This window comes from Pseudomonas sp. GW822-FHT02G04 (assembly GCF_058802085.1).
The window spans coordinates 194,651-213,927 of the sequence record NZ_JBXANU010000002.1 but is presented as its reverse complement, the minus strand read 5'-3'; the positions used below and the strand labels follow the sequence as shown (position 1 = coordinate 213,927).

Annotated in this window: 19 protein-coding genes; 11 read left to right on the top strand and 8 right to left on the bottom strand. The window is 58.4% G+C overall.

The features are described from left to right. Window positions 1–139: 139 nt before the first annotated feature. Window positions 140–598, top strand: a complete 459-nt coding sequence (locus AC1RO5_RS03430; protein WP_493172746.1) for a hypothetical protein — start codon at window positions 140–142, stop codon at window positions 596–598. A gap of 688 nt (window positions 599–1,286) precedes the next feature. On the opposite strand, the gene AC1RO5_RS03425 is transcribed toward AC1RO5_RS03430, so the two are convergent. After that, window positions 1,287–1,853, bottom strand: a complete 567-nt coding sequence (locus AC1RO5_RS03425; RefSeq protein ID WP_493172744.1) for a hypothetical protein — start codon at window positions 1,851–1,853, stop codon at window positions 1,287–1,289. 112 nt (window positions 1,854–1,965) lie between these two features. Here AC1RO5_RS03425 and AC1RO5_RS03420 point away from each other — a divergent pair, with 112 nt between their 5' ends. Further along, window positions 1,966–2,445 carry a VOC family protein gene (locus tag AC1RO5_RS03420; RefSeq protein WP_019580216.1) on the top strand — a complete coding sequence of 160 codons (480 nt, stop codon included), beginning with the start codon at window positions 1,966–1,968 and terminating at the stop codon, window positions 2,443–2,445. A 44-nt stretch (window positions 2,446–2,489) separates the two neighbouring features. Here the strand turns inward: AC1RO5_RS03420 and AC1RO5_RS03415 are convergent, their stop codons facing one another. From AC1RO5_RS03415 to AC1RO5_RS03400, 4 genes are read right to left on the bottom strand one after another with little or no spacing between them, the layout of a single operon-like run. Then, window positions 2,490–3,614 (bottom strand): agmatine deiminase family protein, encoded by a 1,125-nt coding sequence (locus AC1RO5_RS03415; RefSeq protein WP_493172742.1) that lies wholly within the window; start codon window positions 3,612–3,614, stop codon window positions 2,490–2,492. A 23-nt stretch (window positions 3,615–3,637) separates the two neighbouring features. After that, window positions 3,638–4,741 carry an extracellular solute-binding protein gene (locus tag AC1RO5_RS03410; protein ID WP_493172740.1) on the bottom strand — a complete coding sequence of 368 codons (1,104 nt, stop codon included), beginning with the start codon at window positions 4,739–4,741 and terminating at the stop codon, window positions 3,638–3,640. 1 nt (window position 4,742) lies between these two features. Then, window positions 4,743–5,651, bottom strand: a complete 909-nt coding sequence (aguB, locus tag AC1RO5_RS03405) for an N-carbamoylputrescine amidase (RefSeq protein WP_493172738.1) — start codon at window positions 5,649–5,651, stop codon at window positions 4,743–4,745. 4 nt (window positions 5,652–5,655) lie between these two features. Then, entirely contained in the window at window positions 5,656–6,708 is a 1,053-nt protein-coding gene (locus AC1RO5_RS03400) for an agmatine deiminase family protein (protein ID WP_493172736.1), read from the bottom strand. A 135-nt stretch (window positions 6,709–6,843) separates the two neighbouring features. Here AC1RO5_RS03400 and AC1RO5_RS03395 point away from each other — a divergent pair, with 135 nt between their 5' ends. Beyond that, a complete protein-coding gene (locus tag AC1RO5_RS03395; protein WP_493172734.1) occupies window positions 6,844–7,716 on the top strand; it encodes a LysR substrate-binding domain-containing protein in 873 nt (290 codons plus the stop codon). Between the two features lie 16 nt (window positions 7,717–7,732). On the opposite strand, the gene AC1RO5_RS03390 is transcribed toward AC1RO5_RS03395, so the two are convergent. After that, on the bottom strand, window positions 7,733–9,166 hold the full coding sequence (locus AC1RO5_RS03390; RefSeq protein ID WP_493172732.1) for a mechanosensitive ion channel domain-containing protein: 1,434 nt from the start codon (window positions 9,164–9,166) through the stop codon (window positions 7,733–7,735). 13 nt (window positions 9,167–9,179) lie between these two features. Then, window positions 9,180–10,754, bottom strand: coding sequence for a winged helix-turn-helix domain-containing tetratricopeptide repeat protein (locus AC1RO5_RS03385; protein WP_493172730.1), 1,575 nt, complete (start codon window positions 10,752–10,754; stop codon window positions 9,180–9,182). 226 nt (window positions 10,755–10,980) lie between these two features. Here AC1RO5_RS03385 and AC1RO5_RS03380 point away from each other — a divergent pair, with 226 nt between their 5' ends. From AC1RO5_RS03380 to AC1RO5_RS03350, 7 genes are all read left to right on the top strand, one after another. Next, the gene (locus AC1RO5_RS03380) at window positions 10,981–11,730 is read left to right on the top strand and encodes an SDR family oxidoreductase (protein ID WP_493172728.1); all 750 of its coding nucleotides are present in this window, start codon (window positions 10,981–10,983) and stop codon (window positions 11,728–11,730) included. A gap of 76 nt (window positions 11,731–11,806) precedes the next feature. Continuing rightward, entirely contained in the window at window positions 11,807–12,286 is a 480-nt protein-coding gene (locus AC1RO5_RS03375; protein ID WP_493172726.1) for a carboxymuconolactone decarboxylase family protein, read from the top strand. Between the two features lie 197 nt (window positions 12,287–12,483). After that, on the top strand, window positions 12,484–12,885 hold the full coding sequence (locus AC1RO5_RS03370) for a cupin domain-containing protein (protein WP_493172724.1): 402 nt from the start codon (window positions 12,484–12,486) through the stop codon (window positions 12,883–12,885). A gap of 114 nt (window positions 12,886–12,999) precedes the next feature. Continuing rightward, window positions 13,000–14,535: an efflux transporter outer membrane subunit gene (locus AC1RO5_RS03365; protein WP_493172722.1), complete on the top strand. Its 1,536-nt coding sequence runs from the start codon at window positions 13,000–13,002 to the stop codon at window positions 14,533–14,535. 71 nt (window positions 14,536–14,606) lie between these two features. Further along, window positions 14,607–16,103 (top strand): MFS transporter, encoded by a 1,497-nt coding sequence (locus AC1RO5_RS03360; protein ID WP_493172720.1) that lies wholly within the window; start codon window positions 14,607–14,609, stop codon window positions 16,101–16,103. Window positions 16,104–16,109: 6 nt separating this feature from the next. Continuing rightward, window positions 16,110–17,141 carry an HlyD family secretion protein gene (locus tag AC1RO5_RS03355; RefSeq protein WP_493172718.1) on the top strand — a complete coding sequence of 344 codons (1,032 nt, stop codon included), beginning with the start codon at window positions 16,110–16,112 and terminating at the stop codon, window positions 17,139–17,141. Window positions 17,142–17,220: 79 nt separating this feature from the next. Further along, complete coding sequence (locus AC1RO5_RS03350; RefSeq protein ID WP_493173212.1) at window positions 17,221–17,508, top strand: DUF7693 family protein; 288 nt, start codon at window positions 17,221–17,223, stop codon at window positions 17,506–17,508. Between the two features lie 5 nt (window positions 17,509–17,513). Here AC1RO5_RS03350 and AC1RO5_RS03345 read toward each other — a convergent pair whose 3' ends face one another. Next, on the bottom strand, window positions 17,514–18,047 hold the full coding sequence (locus tag AC1RO5_RS03345) for a hypothetical protein (protein ID WP_493172716.1): 534 nt from the start codon (window positions 18,045–18,047) through the stop codon (window positions 17,514–17,516). Between the two features lie 771 nt (window positions 18,048–18,818). Between AC1RO5_RS03345 and AC1RO5_RS03340 the strand changes: the two genes are divergently transcribed. Then, entirely contained in the window at window positions 18,819–19,259 is a 441-nt protein-coding gene (locus tag AC1RO5_RS03340; protein ID WP_493172714.1) for a hypothetical protein, read from the top strand. Window positions 19,260–19,277: the final 18 nt, after the last annotated feature.

Below are 19,277 nucleotides of genomic sequence, written 5' to 3'. Positions count from 1 at the left end.
CGAGCATGATGATGCACGGTCGGGTGGGAATTATCGAGTCGCGTTGAGTGGCTGAAAACCCTTGGGCGTGTGTGGATTCCATCTGGTTCGCAGACAGGTCTGCTAGCATCCGCTTTTTGTACATTTCTGAGCTACCTGCATGCTACGGATCGCCGCCTGTTCCCTCCTGATCGCAATGGCTTCTCAATCGGTTCTGGCCGAACAAGTTTTCCAGTGTGGTGAAGCCACAGTCACTATGAGCGTCGACACGACCCTGCCATTACGATCAACTGAAGGCGCTGACGTCATACTGCGCGTAGAGCGAGGTCCGCGTTCGACGCTCCTACGGTACAGCAACGTCGATTTCATTGGAGGCACGTGCGACACAGACGCGAACAATTCCCCACGAATCGTCTACCAAGCGGTATGCAGCGGTAGCGGTTGTTTCGAGTTATCAAACTGGGGTGTTATTGATCCGGAGAGCTTGCAGGCATTACTCGTGCCTGCGGATGACAGCCTGGAACCTGCCACCCGCCTGCTCGGCCATCAGCCGGCGCTCAAGGGCGCAAAGATGAATGTGAGCGACGAAGCAAATCAACTAGGATTGCCGACACCGTAATGGCCGTTCTGCATGTCCGCTTTGGATTGTGGATTCAACCGGTGGACAGACTAGTGGCAAACAGGGGGTGCCCTGCTACCCTCTTTACCATAGTCGGGCTTACCGTCGCCCCAGTCGCGTTTCCCCTCGATAGGTCTCGCGCTTACCGCGACAAGAGACGCGACATGGCATGTCACCTAATGAGAGAGTGTCAGGATAGCGCCATGAAAGTTCGATGCCCTGGCTGTGGTTATATCGCAGACAAACCTCCTCCAACCCATAAGTGCCCTAAATGCGACGAATTTTCCCACGACTGGCTGATTTATGATTGGGAAAGTTTTGCCTTAATCAATCGCCAACATATTAAATACAATCTTATAATCATTGGCGCAATCATAATTAATTTACTTGCAGCGATCACATTGAAATCAACAGATGCATTTCAATGACTGTTCAACTTGTTACTTATCCCAGCAATGATCAGCTTGCTTTATTGTCGAAGGCAGCTTAGAAGGAAATCGGAGTATAAAGGGCATAAAGGCGGGGCTATGTTTCCCTGGTTTATCGGTTTCGGGGGCTTCTAAAGCGGCTAACAAGTCGTATATGGACTCTCCCCACAAGTGGTGAGTAATGCTTTTCCAACTCTCTCGTCAGTGCGATTGCATTCATATATCTGACCGGTATTGGGTTTGCTCGCCCGTCGCCAAACTCATAACGACCTCCGACCCAACAAGTTAGAAAACTCAAATAAAACCAACACCCAAAACGACAAAGAGAGCAAAAAATACGTAACGCTCGCCCCGATTATCAACAATCTACTTTCCCACATTGCCTTAAACACATGATATGAGAAGCTCAAATCACTATTTGGCAGCTCTTGAAAAATTGGCAGTAACAAGAATACCAGTATGAGCCCAACAGTCAAAACTCTTGACAAACAGCTTTTTTTCTCAACAGCCTGAAAAGCATGCATATTAATACGAGTCAACGACATCACAATGGCGGCAATCCAAGACAGAATAACCGCCATAGAAAAACCAACCATCACTACCAATCTATAACTTGAACCTTCACTAAGGCTCCCAATATCCTTGTACCCAACCAAGATAATTTGCTGGACTAACAACCACCCTTCGTCATTAGACGTATCGGGCACAACGGCACTGGCCACAACCAATAAAAGGATAAGCAATACAATGATCAGCTTTGCCTGTCCTATACTGAAAACCGGCAAGAAAATACTTGTCCTGCTACGCCCACAACCGTCCTCAGACATAACCCAACCTCATAGATATGCCGCTCGGTTCTGCCCTTTAGCGTAGACCAGGAATATGCGGTTACCTGCACTGCTAGAATCCACGTACCTGTCCCAACCCTGGAGAACCAAGATGATCAGCAAGAACACGATTTGTCTCTGGTACGACGGCACCGCGCTGGACGCTGCGACGTTCTACGCCGAGACGTTTCCGGACAGCGCGGTGGGAGCGGTCCTTCGCGCGCCTGGCGACTATCCGGCGGGCAAACAGGGTGATGTCTTGACGGTGGAGTTCACGGTGATGGGCATCCCTTGTCTCGGGTTGAACGGTGGGCCGGGGGTCAAGCACAACGAGGCCTTCTCGTTCCAGGTGGCGACCGACGACCAGGCCGAAACCGACCGTTTGTGGAACGCGATTGTCGGCAACGGCGGCCAGGAAAATGTATGCGGCTGGTGCCAGGACAAGTGGGGACTGTCGTGGCAGATCACGCCACGGGTCCTGAGCGCCGCGATAGCCAATCCGGATCGAGCGGCGGCCAAGCGCGCGTTCGACGCCATGATGGGGATGGGCAAGATCGACATCGCAGCGATCGAAGCAGCTCTGAAGCGTTAACCAGCGCCGGCGGATGCGAGGGCATGCCGACGCGCGGGTTCAGACTAAGCCTGCGGTTGGTGGCTGGTCACACAGTGGATACCGCCACCACCGGCGGCGATCGCGTCGATGTTGAGCTGTACCACTTCACGTTCCGGATAGAGTCCAGACAACAGATCAAAGGCCTTGGTATCTGCCGCCCGGTCACCGAACTCGGGCGCAATGATCGCCCCGTTGATGACGAAGTAGTTGATGTAGCCGGCGGCAAAGTCCGGGTTGTTGCGACTGAACTGACTCTTTCGTGGATTGAGCGGTGGCGACACTGTGTGCACCTGCAGCTTGCGGCCGTCGGCATCCGTGGTCTGTTTGAGAATCTCCAGGTGGGCCAGTGTCACGTTGTGGTCGTATGACTCAGGGTCGTTGTCGAGGTTGGCGATCACCACGCCTGGCTTGACGAAGCGGGCGTAGAAATCGACGTGGGCGTCGGTGATGTCCTTGCCCTTGATGCCCGGCAGCCAGATGATTTTGCGCAACCCCAGACGGGCTTTCAGTTCTTGCTCGACCTCGGCCTTGCTCCAGTCGGGGTTGCGGTTGCTATTGATCCAGCTGCTTTCGGTCATGATCCCTGTTCCGTGACCATCGACTTCGATACCACCGCCCTCTCCCACCAATTCGCTGCGCATATGGCGGGCATCCACGGTGCGGGCAACCAACGCGGCCAACTGCGCATCCTCGGCATGTCGCTGTTTATTGCCCCAGCCATTGAAGTTGAAATCCACGGCGCCGAGCCCGCCCTCCCCGTCGATGACAAAGTTGGCCCCGGTATCACGCATCCAGATATCGTCGAGTCCGGTGGTGACGTAAGTGATATTGACCGTGCCGCAGTGCTCTTCGGCCAGATCCCGCTCGTGCTCGCGACAGAACACCGTCACTGGTTCATATCGGGCAATGGTGCTCGCGATCAGGCCAATGGCTTCTTGCACGTGAGGGGTGAAATCTTTCCAGATAGCCTCCTGCGCACCAAAAGCGACGAAGGCGCGCTGGTGTCTGTCGGCCTCATCCGGCATACGCCAACGGCCCTGAGTCGCCGCTTGCGCGCGCAAAGGCATCAGGCCCAGTCCGATGGACGCAGCTGCGCCCAAACCGGCAACGATCGAAGCCTGCTTAATGAACTCACGACGAGTCGACATGTATTGATCCTTGGAATTTGTACTCATTTCACGGTAGCCGTCTTGAACTTGGTCCAGGTTCGCATGCGCGCCCGCATATCGGGCTGGGGAATGTCCTTGCCGGGGATCAGCCGTTCGTACGTGGCCTCGTCGAGATAAATATCCGGGTTGTTGCGCATGACTGCATCGACACTCGGACGTGCCTTGGCGTTGGAGGTGGGGTAGCCGGTGAAGTTACTGATCGCGGCCATATTCTCCGGGCGCATGATGAAGTTGATAAACGCATAGGCGTACTCCGGATGTTTGGCATCGACCGGAATCGCCATGGTGTCCATCCACACCGTGGTGCCCTCACGGGGAATGCGATATTGGAACGTGGTTTTCTTGCCGGCGGTATCCGCTGTCCGCTGCGCCTGAGTCATATCCCCGCTGTAACCCAGCGACAGGCACAAGTTACCGTTGACCAGATCGGTCACCGGCTGCGACTGGAACTTGCGAATGTACGGCCGTAGCTTGAGCAGCAGCTCACTCGCTGCGACCAGATCCTCAGGCTTGGCGCTGCGCGGCTCCCGGCCCAGGTAGTTGAGCACCACCGCCAACACTTCATCGGGCGAATCGATCACCGAGATACCGCAATCGGCAAATCTGGCGGCCAGTTCCGGTTTGAACAGCATGTCCAGGCTGTTGACCGGGGCATCCGGCATGCGCTGTTTGATCTGCTCGGCATTGTAGGTCAGGCCGATGGTCCCCCAGGTATACGGAACGGTGGCCTGGCTCGAATGCACATAATGGGTACGCAGCTTCTGCAAGCCGGGCTCGATGTCATCCAGAGCTGTGAGCTTTGACCGGTCCAGCGGCAGCAGACTGCCGGCGCGCATCAAACGCTCGGCAACGGTGTCGCCGGGAAAGATCAGGTCATAACCGCTTCCGCCGGCGAGCATCTTGGCTTCCAGCGTCTCACTGCCATCCATGACGTCGTAGATCACTTTGATCCCGGTTTCGGCGGTGAACCGGGTCAGGGTGTCCTCGGCGAAATAGTCGGCCCAGTTGTACAGCCTTAAGTTTTTTTCTTCGGCGTGCAGTGACGGCATGACACCACCAAGTGCCAATCCCAGGGTGCCGATCAACAGCTTGTTGTAAATGCGCATGTCAAATCCCCTGAGTGTTCCAGCGTGCATGGATGTGACGACCGTCCTGGCTTAACAGCGCCCCGTACATGTCCGGGCGGCGGTCGCGGTAGATGCCCCAGCTCTGGCGTTCTTCGCCCATGGCGGTCAAGTCCAGGCTGTGCACCAGCACACCGGTGCTGTCACGGTCGGCCTCGGCGAGCAACTTGCCCTTGTGGTTGCAGATAAAGGACGAGCCGTAGAAGCTCATCTGCAGGGTCGGATCGGTGGTCGCCACTTCTCGGCCGACACGATTGGACGCCACGACCGGAAGGATGTTGGCAGCCGCATGACCGCGCATGGTCATTTGCCAGTGGTCCCGTGAATCCAGGGCCGCGCAGCCAGGTTCAGAACCGATGGCGGTGGGAAACAGCAAGACTTGCGCGCCCATCAACGCCAGGCAGCGCGCGGTCTCGGGGAACCACTGATCCCAGCAGATGCCCACACCGAGACGCCCAAACGCCGTGTCCCAGACACGGAAACCTGTATCACCGGGGCTGAAGTATTCCTTCTCCTGATAACCGATCGCGTTGGGAATGTGGGTCTTGCGATACACACCCAGCAGACGCCCATCGGCATCGGCCACGCTCAAGGAATTGAAGTACGCATTGCCCGCCTTCTCGAACCAGCTCAGCGGCAACACCACACCCAACTCCTTGGCCAGTGCGGCAAAGCGCTTGAGCACATGGCGGTCTCGATACTCTTCGGCCAGCGCCAGGTGCTGGTGACTTTGCTCGATACAAAAATACGGTGTGGCAAACAGTTCCTGCAGCAGGATGACCTGGGCGCCCTTCGCCGCCGCCTCGCGCACCAACTGCTCAGCCTGATCGAGGTTGTGTTGCAAGTCCCAGGTGCAGGGCATCTGGGTGGTGGCAATCGTCAATAGGGTCATGGCATCAACCCTCCAGTGGCCAGGCGGGCTGTTGCTGGGTGATGCAATGCACACCGCCGCCACCATGGGCCAGATGATTGATCCGCACCGGTACCACTTCGCGCTCGGGGAAAGCCTGAGCCAACACTTTCTCGGCCGCATGATCGGCATCGATGCCATAGGCCGGCATGATGATGGCGTTGTTGGCGATGTAGAAGTTGGTGTAGGAGGCACAGAACACTTCGGCGTCGGTGTCCACGGCATCGCTCGCTTCATACAACTCGATCAGTTCAAACTGTCGGCCCTGGGCATCGGTGGCCAGTTCCAGCGCGCGACGGTTTTCCCGTACCACCTCGGCGTACACCGAGTGCTTGTCGTGAGTGGCGTCCACCAGCAGCACACCAGGGCGGGCGAAAGCACACACGCCATCGACATGGCCGTCGGTCATGTCGCCGGTTACATGGTCCGGATCGCCCGGCAGCCAGATGGTCTTCTTCACACCCAGCAGACGCGTGAAGATGTCCTCCATCTGCGCCTTGCTCATGCCCGGGTTGCGATTGGCATTGAGCAATACAGACTCGGTGGTGATCAGCGTGCCCTCGCCGTCCACATGAATGGCACCGCCTTCGTTACTCAGGGGAGTACCAAAGCACTGCACGCCGAGGTGATTGAGTGTGCGGCGCGCCAGGCTTTCGTCCAGATCATGGGCCGACTTGCCGCCCCACGCGTTGAAGCGCCAGCTCACACCGCCCAACCCTTGTTGCGGGTGGCAGACGAAGCTTGGACCGGAGTCTCGACACCAACTGTCGTTCACCGCCAATTCGATCAATTCGATGTTGGGCCCACACAACGCTTGGGCACTGGCGACAGCAGACGGGTCGACGACCATTTTCACCGGTTCGAAACGAGCGATGGCGTTGGCCACACGAGCGAAGTCCTCTTGCACCAGCGCCAATGTGACGCCCCAACCCGACTCCCAGAGAGCCTTGTTGTGCGGCCAGACCATCCAGGTCGCGGCGTGCCGGGCCCACTCTGCCGGCATCCACCAACCACTGTTTCGAATTTCATTCTGCTGCATGACAAAAAGCCCTTTTAGTTAAGTTATTGTGTTCACTAAAACTGCCTTGGCGGTCTTGGCATGCATGCTACGGCTGTAAAAACTGGCAAACAAACGATGGATTTTGTAGATAAATGATTAGAGGAACTTATCAGTATGCTCAAGCACTGGCCGCCTCTCAGCACCCTTCGCGGCTTTGAAGCCGCTGCCCGGCTGGGCAGTTTTCACAAGGCTGCTGCCGAACTGAACCTCACCCAATCGGCAATCAGTCAGCAAATCCGCAGCCTTGAGGCGTACCTTGAACAGCCCTTGTTCTTTCGCAGTGGCCGCAGCGTCAGCCTGACCGATGCGGGTCACGACCTGCTCAGTACCACCCAGGCGCTGTTGCAACAACTGGCCGTCGGCATACGCCGGCTTGGGCAGTATCAGAAGCCCAACCAACTGGTGCTCAACACCACCCCGGCGTTCGCCCGTCACTGGCTGCTGCCGCGTCTGGGGGATTTTCGCCGTGAGCATCCGGAAGTCGATCTGTGGATTTTCAGTACCGATGAAGTCCCGGACATGAGCAGCCAGACCATCGACCTCGCCGTGCGCGACGACATCAGTTCCCAAGCCGAATGCAGCTTCAAGGTGCTGCACGCAGACCGCCTCTACCCGGCTTGTCACCCAAGCTTGTTGGCGGTGCCCCGCGAGCAACGCACCACCCTTCACGGCGAGCGGGAAATGGACTGGAGTCACTGGGCAGTAGAGGCTGGCATCGATGTCGGCCAGAAAGATCAGGGGCTGAATTTCTCCGACCCCGGCCTGCTGCTGGATGCCGCGTGCTCGGGCCTCGGTATCGCGCTGGTCAGCCAATTACTGAGTCGGCAGGCGCGCGCCAACGGGCTGTTGCAACCTTTGGTGGAGCAAACCATTCGCGGCCCGAACTGGGCCTTGCTGACCCATCGCGACAGTGAGAACAATGCGCTGGCGCGAAGCTTCAGCGAGTGGCTGCTGAGTCATCTGGAGGTTGCAAGTCCGACAGCCTGACGACTGGCGGCGATTTTCACTTCCTTTGCAGCAACCAGTGCAACAACCCGCTTTTCTTGATCTCCACGGGCTTTTGCATGACCACGGCCTGACGGATTTCCAGGCGCTTGTCTTGTAGAGTGCTCAGGGCAGATTTCAAATCACTGAGGTGCTCCAACTGGTTGTCGAGCGTGGTTTTTTCAATCCTGAAAAGCCGGCCACTGGTGATACTGCGAAACTCCGCTCGCGAAGGACCTGCAGCGAGAATCCCCTCTTCGCCCATGACCTCCCCCGGCCCCATACGCATCGCTTCAATCAGCTTTTCACCGTCGTGAATCGAGACGGAGACCACCCCGGTACTGATGACCATCAGGCAATCGGCAACCTCACCGAAAGCCAGAATCACCTCATCAGCCTGATAGTCCACCGGGGTCATATCACTGGCGAGCCGTTCACGCTCATCGCTGCTCAGCGAGCGGAAAATACGCACGTCCTCGAGCAACTGGCGTTGACGGTTCCAGGGTTGATTTTCCTGACCCGCATCCCAGGAGACACCCGCGGCTTCGAGGTGACGATGGGCGAGGTCGAACATCAGGTTGCACACTTCGGTCTTGTGCTTTTGCGACGCTATAAAACCCTTGAGTTCGTATTCGGTGTAGTCGAGGTGAGAGCTCTTTATCGAGACTTTAGCGGACGACGCGGGCAACAACGCCTGGGTTCCGCGCAAGGTTTTTTCCAGGGCATCAATGACGCGGCGCGGACGCACGCTGCTGGGCACTGCAATGATCACACTGACCCCATGCACATTCCCGGGACGACTGAAATTGATAATTCGCGCTTTCGCTGCCACAGAGTTGGGCACCACCGCCATGCCGCCCATCTCGGTGATCAGATGCGTCGAGCGCCAGTCAATCTCAACGACCTTTCCCTGGGTGCCATCAATGGAAACCTGGTCATCCAGTTGGTAAGGCTTGGTGGTGTTGATCACGATGCCTGAAAACAGATCGCTCAATGTGCTTTGCACCGCCAGACCGATAATGACCGCCATCGCCCCGGAAGTCGCCAGCAAGCCCTTGACCGGCAGCTGCAAGACATAGGCCGCGGCGCCGACAATGCCGATCAGGAAAATCAACGCGCCCATCAGATCGTAGAGAAATCGAGCGTTGTGACCGGCGCGAGAGATCAGGCCATTGCCCAGGATCACCGTCAGTACTCTGGCCGCAAACAGCCACCAGCTAATGCCCAACACCGTGGCGATCAGGTTCAGTACGGGATCTTCCGGCCAGAGTGGTGGTTGCAAAGGGCTGATGCCGACAGACAGCATGACCCAGCAGAACACCACAAAAATACCGACGCGCACACACATCCGCAGGTTGCGCCGCGAGGCACCAATGAACTGCCAGAGCGCCAGTTCAATCACTATCAGGGTGGCGGCGCAGATCAAGGGGTGGGCCTGCAAGAACGTGAACATGGATGATTCTCCTTTATTCCGGCAGTCCCGCTTTGCGTAGACCGTCCACCAGAGTGGCGAGATTCTCCGGCCGATGGATGGGTAGCCAATCCGCGATATTGCAGAGATGCAACGCAGGATCGAGCTTACGCAAATGGTCCATCGCACGCTGCGCTTCGGCCATCCGTCCGGCAAGCGCATGGCTCGCTGCGAGGATGGCGACGGCCAACAGAAAACCTGGCAAATCCCGAAGTGCTTTCTCCGCCCAAGACGACGCCGCATCAAAGCGCCCCACGAAGAGATGCGCGACCGCCATTCCGGCTTGCATTCTATATAGCTCCGGGTCGAGGGGGCTGAACCGCATGGCGTGCGTAAAGTACTCGATGGCTACATCGGTTTCGCCGTGCCAGAGCCTGAGGAACCCGCCGAGGAACCACGCGGCTGCGAGGTTGGGATTGAGCATGAGTGCCTTGTCCAGCAATGCGATGCCGCCCCGGAGGTCGCCAGCAAGATAGCCAAGCGTATGGCCGCTTCTGGTGAGAGCGACCGCATCGCCCTTGTCCAGCTCCACTGCTCGGCGAGCGAGTCGAATACCCTCCGCGACCTCCCGTGGGTGATCAGTCATCCAGCGATTGGCTTTGCGCCAACTATGACACCAGGCCGCCATCGCATAGGCCGATGCAAAATCCGGGTCGAACTCTATGGCCCTATGGAAGAGCGGCAGCGCCTGGTCGATGGCCTCCCGGGTGCCATGATGAAGCTTGGCCATTGCGCGCAGATAGTAATCGTAGGCGTCGAGACTTTCGGTGGGTGTGTGCCTCGCACGTTCGATCTCCGCCCGCTCAAGCTCTGGCGCGATCGCACCGACCACGCTTTCGGTAATCTGGTCCTGCAGTTCGAAGATGTCTCCCAGCACACCTTCGAAACGGCCCGCCCAATGGTGGGCCCCGGTTGTCGCATCGATCAGCTGGGCCGTGATGCGCACACGATTATTGGCTTTGCGCCAGCTGCCCTCCAGCACATAACGAACGCCCAATTCGCGACCGACTTGTTTCACGTCCACCGTACGAGCCTTGTAGGTAAAGCTCGAATTGCGCGCGACGACAAACAGCCAACGATACTGCGACAGCGCCGCGATGATGTCCCCTACCACGCCGTCGGCCAGGTAATCCTGCTCTTCGTCCCCGCTCAAGTTCACGAACGGCAAGACCGCGATGGACGGTTTGGCAGGCAGGGCCGGCGCGGATGCAGAAGCTTGAATTGATGGGGCAGGCTCGGTGCCAGCAAGGCCAACGCCCTCCTGCGACTTGACGTCGGCGACGAACCGGAATCCCTTGCGGGCCACCGTTCGAATCACGCGCTGCTGCTGACCGTCATCGCCGACTGCCTTGCGCACCGCATTGATATGGCTGGCCAGGGTCGACTCAGAGACGATTCGGCCGGTCCATATCGCATTGATCAGGTCGTCCTTGCTGACGACGTGCTCGTGGTGCTGCGCCAGGTAGACCAGCAGGTCGAAAACCTGAGGCGCAGTGGCAATCACCTGCGAGGCGCGAAGGAGTTCTCGCCGGTCCAGGTCGAGTACGCAGTCATCAAACACCAATAGCATTCAGGGCTCCTGTCCCGTACTCACGCGCCGGGCACGTGCCCGTGGTTACCGGCCGACGTTTGACGGCCAGGCGACGTGATTTATAACACGGGTTCCTGGACAAATAGCCAAGCCAAATTCAATGGAAACCCAAGGCTTCGGCAAAGTATCGCGCCCGACTGACGAGCATGCTCCCTACATCGATCACTGCAACGAATTTGATCGACACCCAACCGAGGAGCGGGACATGAAAATTGTCGTTATTGGCGGTAGCGGACTGATCGGATCGAACATTGTCAGCAGGCTACGTCTCAATGGACACGAGACAGTGGCGGCATCGCCACGCTCGGGCGTGAACGCCCTCACGGGCGAGGGGCTGGCCGAAGCGCTTGCCGGTGCTCAGGTCGTCGTCGATGTGGCGAACTCTCCTTCATTTGAAGACCGGGCCGTCATGGAATTCTTCCAGACCTCCAGTCGAAACCTGCTTGCAGCCGAAGCGGCCGCCGGCGTGGAGCACCACGTCGCGCTCTCTATCGTAGGCACTGATCGTCTTCCGCAAAGCGGTTACTTCCGGGCAAAAGTCGCCCAGGAAGAGCTGATCGAGGCCTCGAAGATCCCCTACACCATCCTGCGCTCGACGCAGTTCTTCGAGTTCATCAAAGGCATTGTCAACTCGGGTGCCGACGGCGACACGATTCGCCTTTCGCCCGCCCTCATTCAGCCCATAGCAGCGGATGACGTCTCGGCGGTGCTGGCCGATCTCGCGGTCGGGGCACCGGTCAACGGCATCGTCGAGGTGGGCGGACCTGATCGCTTTCCTCTCGACGAACTGGCCCGCAAGTTTCTTGCCGCGCACCACGACAAGCGGCAGGTCATTGCCGACGTGCATGCGTGCTACTTCGGCAATGAGTTGAATGATCGATCCCTGGTCGCGGGCGACGACGCGCACATCGGTCCAACACGCTTCCTGAACTGGCTCAGTCGCACATCGGCTTAAGGATCGCGCCAGCCAGCTAATCAGGCAGGACGCCATCGAGTCTCCACCTACGTTTTTCTCACACAGAGGATTCACCATGACTCAGCGCATCGATTACCAGAAGCAATCCCCCGAGCTGTTCAAGAAGTTCGTCGAGTTCAGCTTTGCCTTCAAGCAATGCGCCATCGAGGAGTCGCTGCGCGATCTCGTGGATATCAGGGCATCGCAACTCAACGGCTGCGCCTTCTGCGTGGACATGCACGTCAAGGAAGCCACGATCCATGGCGAGCGGCCGCTCAGGATGCACCATGTCGCCATCTGGCGTGAGTCAACGCTGTTCAGCCCACGCGAACGCGCTGCCCTGGCGTGGACCGAAATCCTCACCCAGATTCCCGCCCATGGCGTGCCTGACGAGGTCTATGAGCGTGTTCGTACACAACTGTCCGAGAAGGAGTTGTCCGATCTGACCTTCCTGGTGATGTCGATCAATGCCTGGAACCGCATCAACGTGGGCTTCCAGGTCGTGCCCGGCACGTACGACAAGGCATTCGGCGTGGACAAGTCCGGCCTGTCCTGACAACGCACAGCTCTTCTGGCTGCGACCTGTGGAGCGATGAAAATCCTGTGGGAGCGAGGCTTGCCCGCGAAGAATGCACCGCAGTTTTTCAGGTATTACGCGTCATCGTTCTTCGCGGGCAAGCCTCGCTCCCACAGGTTATGCGTCTTAACTGACCGGCATCAACCCTTGCCGTAATCGACAACGAGGAACACGCCATGTCCATTTTCAGAACGTTCGCCATCGGGCTCCTGTTGACCACCGGCACCGCCGGCGCACAGGAGGCATTGCCACAGGCACAGGTAACACCGCTGATGACCAAAGCGCTGGCGGACTACCCCGGCAAGGAAGCGGTGATGATCACGGTGGAGTTTCCACCGGGTGGAGGCGATCCCGTGCATCGGCACAATGCCCACGGATTCATCTATGTGCTGGAGGGTTCGATTGTGATGGGCGTGCGCGGCGGCGAATCCGTCACGCTGACTCCAGGCCAGACCTTCTACGAAGGCCCGGACGACATCCACACGGTCGGGCGCAACGCCAGCCTCACCAAACCCGCCAAGTTTCTGGTCGTGCTGCTGAAGGACAAGAGCAAGCCCATTTTTACACCGGTGCACTGACAGCATCGCCCGTACACGCGGCCAGCTGCGTGCTCGGTGACGCCCTACTCGGCCGACATCATCAGTTCAACGGATATCGGCCTGGGGCGATCCCTTCCTCGACAGGACGCTGCAATGACCTCTCAACGGCTGCTTTCACAATTACGGCAGTGCGCGATCGCAACGCTAGGCGCCGTCTCGCTGGCCGGCTGCATGGTCGGCCCCCACTTCGTGAAGCCTGAAAACGGTCTTCACGAAACGGTGCTGGCGCCCAGACAGGACCACCCAAGCGCCGCCCTGACTTCCGACGCCGCAGTGCCCTCCCAGTGGTGGTTGTTGTTCAACGACACCGTACTCGCCGAGCTGCAATCACGTGCGCAGGCTGGCAACCTCGATCTGCACATAGCCTCCGAACGCATCGAACAAAGCCGGGCGCAACTGGGCATCACCTCCTCGCAGTTGCTGCCCAGCGTGGCAGCCAACGCCAGCTACACGCGTGAGGGGCTCAGCGAACATGGCAAGTTCGCCGCCCTGGGAGCGCCTACTGCCCCCAGCAATTTCTGGCAACTTGGCTTCGATGCCAGTTGGGAACTCGATCTGTGGGGCCGTGCACAACGTGCGCGCGAGGGCGCTGCGGCGACCCTGGAAGCCACGGTGTATGACCGTGAAGCGGCGCGAGTGACCTTGTCCGCCGAAGTGGCGCGCACCTATTTGCAGTTGCGCGGAACGCAAGCGCAACTGGACATCGCGCAGCAGAACCTGACGATCGCCGAACGCACCCTCGGCCTGGCCGAAAGCCGCGAACGTAACGGCGTCGCTACGCGCTTCGAAACCTCGTCCGCTCGCGCGCAATTGGCGACGATCAAGGCCTTGGTTCCCGAACTGATCCAGCGTCGCAACGCCCTGATGAATGCGCTGGCGTTGTTAATGGGAGAACAGCCGCGCGCGCTCGATGCGCAACTGCGTGACGCCATGCCCTTGCCTTCACTGCCGACCCGCGTACCGGTCGGCGTCCCTTCGGAATTGGCTCACCGGCGACCCGACATCCTGCGTGCCGAAGCGCAACTGCATGCCGCGACAGCCGCCATCGGTGTGGCCAAGGCTGATTTCTACCCACGTATCGGTTTGAAAGGAAGAGTCGGCGTGGAAGCCTTCGAAAGCAGCGATCTCGCGAGTTGGGACTCGCGCTTCTTTTCCGTCGGCCCGACGGTTTACCTCCCGATCTTCCAAGGGGGGCGGTTGACGCAGCGCCTGGCGCTGAACGAATCACGGCAAAAAACCGCCGCGCTGGCTTATCGGCAAACAGTATTGCGAGCCTGGCATGAAGTGGACAATGCCCTGGATGCCTGGGCTGCCCAACAGCGCCGGCACGGTGAATTGTTGGTTTCGTATGAACAGAACAAGCAGGCACTGCAGGCTGCCCAGCGAGGCTATCAGCAAGGCGCTACGGACTATCTGAGCGTACTGACGGCGCAACTCAACGTGCTTGCCAGCCAAACCAGTCTCAATGACAGCGCGACCAACGCCACGCTCACCGTAGTCAACCTCTACAAGTCGCTGGGTGGCGGTTGGGACCCGCAGGCGGGCATCGATCATTCGGCGGCACCTTCATCGGATCACCCGGTTGCCCTTGTGTCGCCGGTTGCTTCACGCTCAAAGGCCGAGCAATGAACGGCGTCGCCTTGTCGCCAGCGAACGCCCCGGCTACCGCAGCGCCCTTGGCCAAACCCTCGAAACGCCCCATGGCAGGTCTCGTCGGGATTTTCATCGCGGCCATGATGGCGGGGTTGAACACCCGTGTCGGCGCATTGGCGCTGGCCGATGTACGCGGCGCACTCGGTTTTGGCCTTGATGACGCCTCCTGGCTGACCACGGCGTACAGTGCCGGGGAATTGATTGCCATGCCGTTTGCGGCATGGTTTGCCATTACCCTTTCGCTGCGTCGCTTCGAACTGTGGATGCTCGGTACGTGTGCGCTGCTGGCGGTGATCCTGCCCTTCATCCACGATCTGAACCTGCTGCTGACCTTGCGCTTTGTGCAAGGCATTGCCTGCGGCACGACGATCCCGCTGCTGATGATGGCGGCGCTGAAATTCCTGCCCCCGCCCATCCGGCTGTACGGGCTGGCGCTGTATGCGATGACCGCGACCTTCGCGCCCAATCTCTCGATCTGGCTGGCCGGGTACTGGACGGATGGGCTGTTCGACTGGCGCTGGGTGTACTGGCAAATCGTTCCCCTGACCATCATCGCCGGATTGTTGGTCGGATGGGGGTTGCCGCGGGAGCCCATCCAGATCGTACGCTTTGGCCAGGCCAATTGGTCCGGCATGGTCTGCGGTGTGCCCGCGCTCGGTTTGATCACCGTCGCCCTCGATCTAGGCGTGCGCCTGGACTGGTTTCACTCACCCTTGATCACCTTATCGCTGGTGGCCGGGCTGGCCCTGCTGGCCGTCTACCTGCTGACCGAGTGGTATCACCCCTCGCCGTTCATCAAATTGCAGATTCTCGGACGCCGCAACCTGGGACTGGGCTGCATTCTGTTCGTCAGCTTGCTGGTAGTGCTGATGTCCAGCTCACTCTTGCCGGCCAGCTATCTCGGCCCTCTGCAGAACTACCGGCCCCTGCAAATGGCCTCGATCGGTTTGATCGTCGCCTTACCGCAACTGGTCCTGGGGCCTGCGGTGGCGCTGCTCCTGTACCAGAAGTGGGTCGATGCGCGAGTCATGTTCGCGTTGGGGTTGTTGTTGATCGCGCTGGCGTGTTTTTGCGGCGCGCAATTGACCTCCGACTGGAACCGCGAGCAGTTCGTCGTGGTGCAAACGTTGCAAGCGTTCGGCCAGCCGATGGCGGTGGTATCGATGCTGTTTCTGGTCACCAGCGTCGTGCAGCCCCACGAAGGACCTTACGTGTCCGGCACCATCAACACCCTGCGCGCCTTCGGGTCACTGGTGGGGGCTGCGGTGGTCGGACAGCTGATGACCGTACGCGGTCGTTTCCATGGGGAAATGCTGCTCGTTCATGCTGCCCTGACGGATAACGCCCTGGTGCTTGAGCCGTCGCAACTGATGAGCATCATCGGTCAGCAATCGCTGGTGCTGTCGATCGCCGACGCCTATCGCGTGCTGGGCATTCTGGCGCTGGTGTTGATTCCTCTGGTACTGCGGCTGACCTACATCCCCGCACCCGATGTGCGTGTGGCCTCGCCCTCTTCCTCTCCTTCATCTTCCTCACACGGATAACCCATCATGGCCTTGCCAAAGAAAGCCAGGATCATCAGTACCGTGCTGCTGCTTACAGTGGCGATCGGCGGTGTTCTCTATCTCAATCGCCCCGAATCCAGCGCATCGACCCAGTCCACGGACGATGCCTACGTCCACGCCGACTTCACCACGGTAGCGCCGCAGGTGTCGGGAACGGTTGATACGGTATTGGTCGAAGACAATCAGCTGGTAAAGAAAGGCGATCTGCTCGCGATCATTGACGACCGTGATTTCGTTGTGGCCGTGAACGCGGCGAAGGCCCAGGTCGCCAGTGCCCAGGCCAGCATCGCCAGCCTGCAAGCGCACCTGATTCAACAGGAAACCGCCATACGCCAGGCCCAAGCGGCCGTTGCCGCAGACGACGCTGCGCTCAAGCTGGCCAGAATCAATCAGGCGCGTTATCGCAACCTGGCCACCGACGGCTCGGGAACGGTGCAAGCGCGGCAACAGGCCGAAGCGCAATTGAGCATTCAACAGGCCCGTGGGGAAAAGAGCCAGGCGGGGTTACAAGCTGCTCGGCAACAAGTGGTTATCCTGAAAGCTGATCTGGAGAAAGCCAGGGCGGCTCTTGCCCACGCGCAAGCTGAACAAGCCACCGCGGAGCTGAAACTTTCCTATACCCGCATCACTGCACCGATCGGCGGCACGATCGGGCAGAAATCGGTACGCATCGGTGCCTTCGTCAATGCCGGAAAACCCTTGCTGGCGATTGTTCCGCTCGATGCCGTCTATGTCACGGCCAACTTCAGGGAGACGCAACTGGCGCGCGTACAAACGGGTCAAGCCGTGGATATCGAAGTGGATGCCTTGCCGGGTGAGACGCTGCAAGGAACGGTGGACAGCCTGGGACCGGCCAGCGGAGTCACCTACTCCGCCGTTGCGCCACACAATGCCACTGGCAACTTCACGAAGATCGTCCAGCGCTTGCCCGTACGCATTCGTATCGATCCCGATCAGCCTGCGGTGGCGAAGCTGCGAGTCGGCATGTCCGTGACACCGAAAATCCGTATCCGGTGATATGACGCCGGCGTGTCTCGCTACAATGCTCCAAAAGTTACTCCCTAGAATGAGAATGACCTTGCAGAGCCTAACCCCGATACCCGCCCTCACCGCCCGTGAAGTCTGCCAACGCCTGCGAGACGCCGCCCTGGAAGTCCTCCCGTTGCGGCGCCTCCACGAACCGTGTGAACCCGGTCAGGTACAGGTCGATATCGAAGGCTGGCGTCTGACCCTCGACTTCGACGGCAACCGCTTGCACCACTGCCAACACTGCCGGAGCCCGGACGGTCGCGAGGGCACGCTCCAGGCCTGGCGTTACGGCACTGACCCGGTCAGTTTGCTGAGCACCTGGGAGTTGGCGCAGGTCGAGCGGCTATTGAGCTAACGCGATCAGCTCTGTTTCACGTACTGGATCACCTCTTCAAGCGTGTCTATGTCTGGAGCATTGCTCACTAACGCTTGCGGGCGGCACCATGGGTAATCCTGATGCGATAGCCACTCCATGATGCAGTGCAGATCAGTCGCTGGCAGGGTTTTCATGTGCTCGATGGTGATAGTGAGCCTTTGGACAAGTCCCGACTCGGGGCTGAACTGCCATTCATACAGACCGCAACCGACCCGGGCTTCGCCGGAGTGCTTGTCGGACATGCCGACCAGCCATTTGCACTGGAATGTTTTGGCCTGCGGTTCAGGTGGGCCTCCCAGGCAAAAGGTATAGACGTTTTCGAAGGTCTGGCCGAATCGCCTGACCAGCACATCGCCGATAGGTCCAAGGCCTTCAACGTGGGGTGGAAACGAGATGGATCCGGTGTGCACGACCATGTCCAGTATCGCGTCTGGCGCAAAGGCCTGGTGTAACAAATGTGGACGGTTGCCGTCCTTGGCTTTGATGTACTGTCGAATCGATAGTTGAGCAGTGTTCATTGTTTGTCCGTCGCATCCATACTGGGTTGAGAGCCGCCTCATACGAGGCTCACATGACTATGACACATGAGCCCGTACACCTTTACAAAGCACTATTCCATAAATCCGTCACCCGCATGCAACCGGGGCACACTTTGGTAAATGCCGGCGACCAGGGAGGGCCGCCTGGACAAAAACTCTATCTAACATACACTCGAGAACCAAAGGCACAGCTTCTTTTGCCGGCTAGCCTCAGGTCATGCCTATGAACCCTCGCTACCGCGAAATACACAAGGCCGAGATCAAAAGAAGGCTGTATCGCTACGCCGCTCAACAGTGGGATGCTCCTTTTGGTGGATTCACCACAAGCATTTGCCTTGCTGGCTTTGGGGTTAAGTTGTGTTTTTACCCATGTCAGGAAGCTGGATCATAGGGTTAGTTTTCTTTGCCTTGAGTGCCCTTTTTTTTTCCATGTATAGACGGTCCCTTCGCGCACTGGGAAAGCAAGAAGTAAACAGGGGGTGGCTCAATACGTCTGATCAATTAATTGTCGTAGCACTTATTTGTCTGGCTGTATTTTTATCTGACTCCAACCAACTGGTATTGCTTTTTTTCTTTCTTTGCGCAGGTGCATACAGTACTTGGCGGCTAAGGCAGAACGTGCGAGTTCATTTGAGACTCTACTATTTTCGCGAAGCGCGTGAATACCTTCGAGAGATAGAACGTTACAGCCCTCACCCTAAACGCCCGACCAAACCGAAAGCTCCACAATAGGCAAAAGGACTCAGCCTCATGATGCGTCGTGTCGGCTTTTTGCTAATTGGAATTCTTGCACTGGCACTGATCCTGCCTTGGGGTGCCTATTGGGTCGGTCTGTACAGAATTTCGCAGTATCCTTCGCCTCCCTCTCAAGCTATATCCACTGCACAGCGTGAGTGGGTATGGAGCCTCGCCAAAGGCTCAGGCGAACCGGTAATAGTGCAGTTGAGCCCGTATTCGTATCTGTACGACCTTTTCATTTTGAAAGGTAACAACGATAGGAATAGGCAGGTCGCCTGGTGGGTGGCCTCTGAACACTTGATCAAACAGGACTCAACACAGCGAATGCTGTGGTGGCACCTATCCGGCGCGGCTCTGACCATATGGTTAACCAGAAACTGGACAGATCAGCAGATAACAGCAGCGGCTTTCGTCGCCCTTCAGCAGCGGGGCGAGGTATATGGTGGTTACTAGCCAACAAAGCATTGGGGA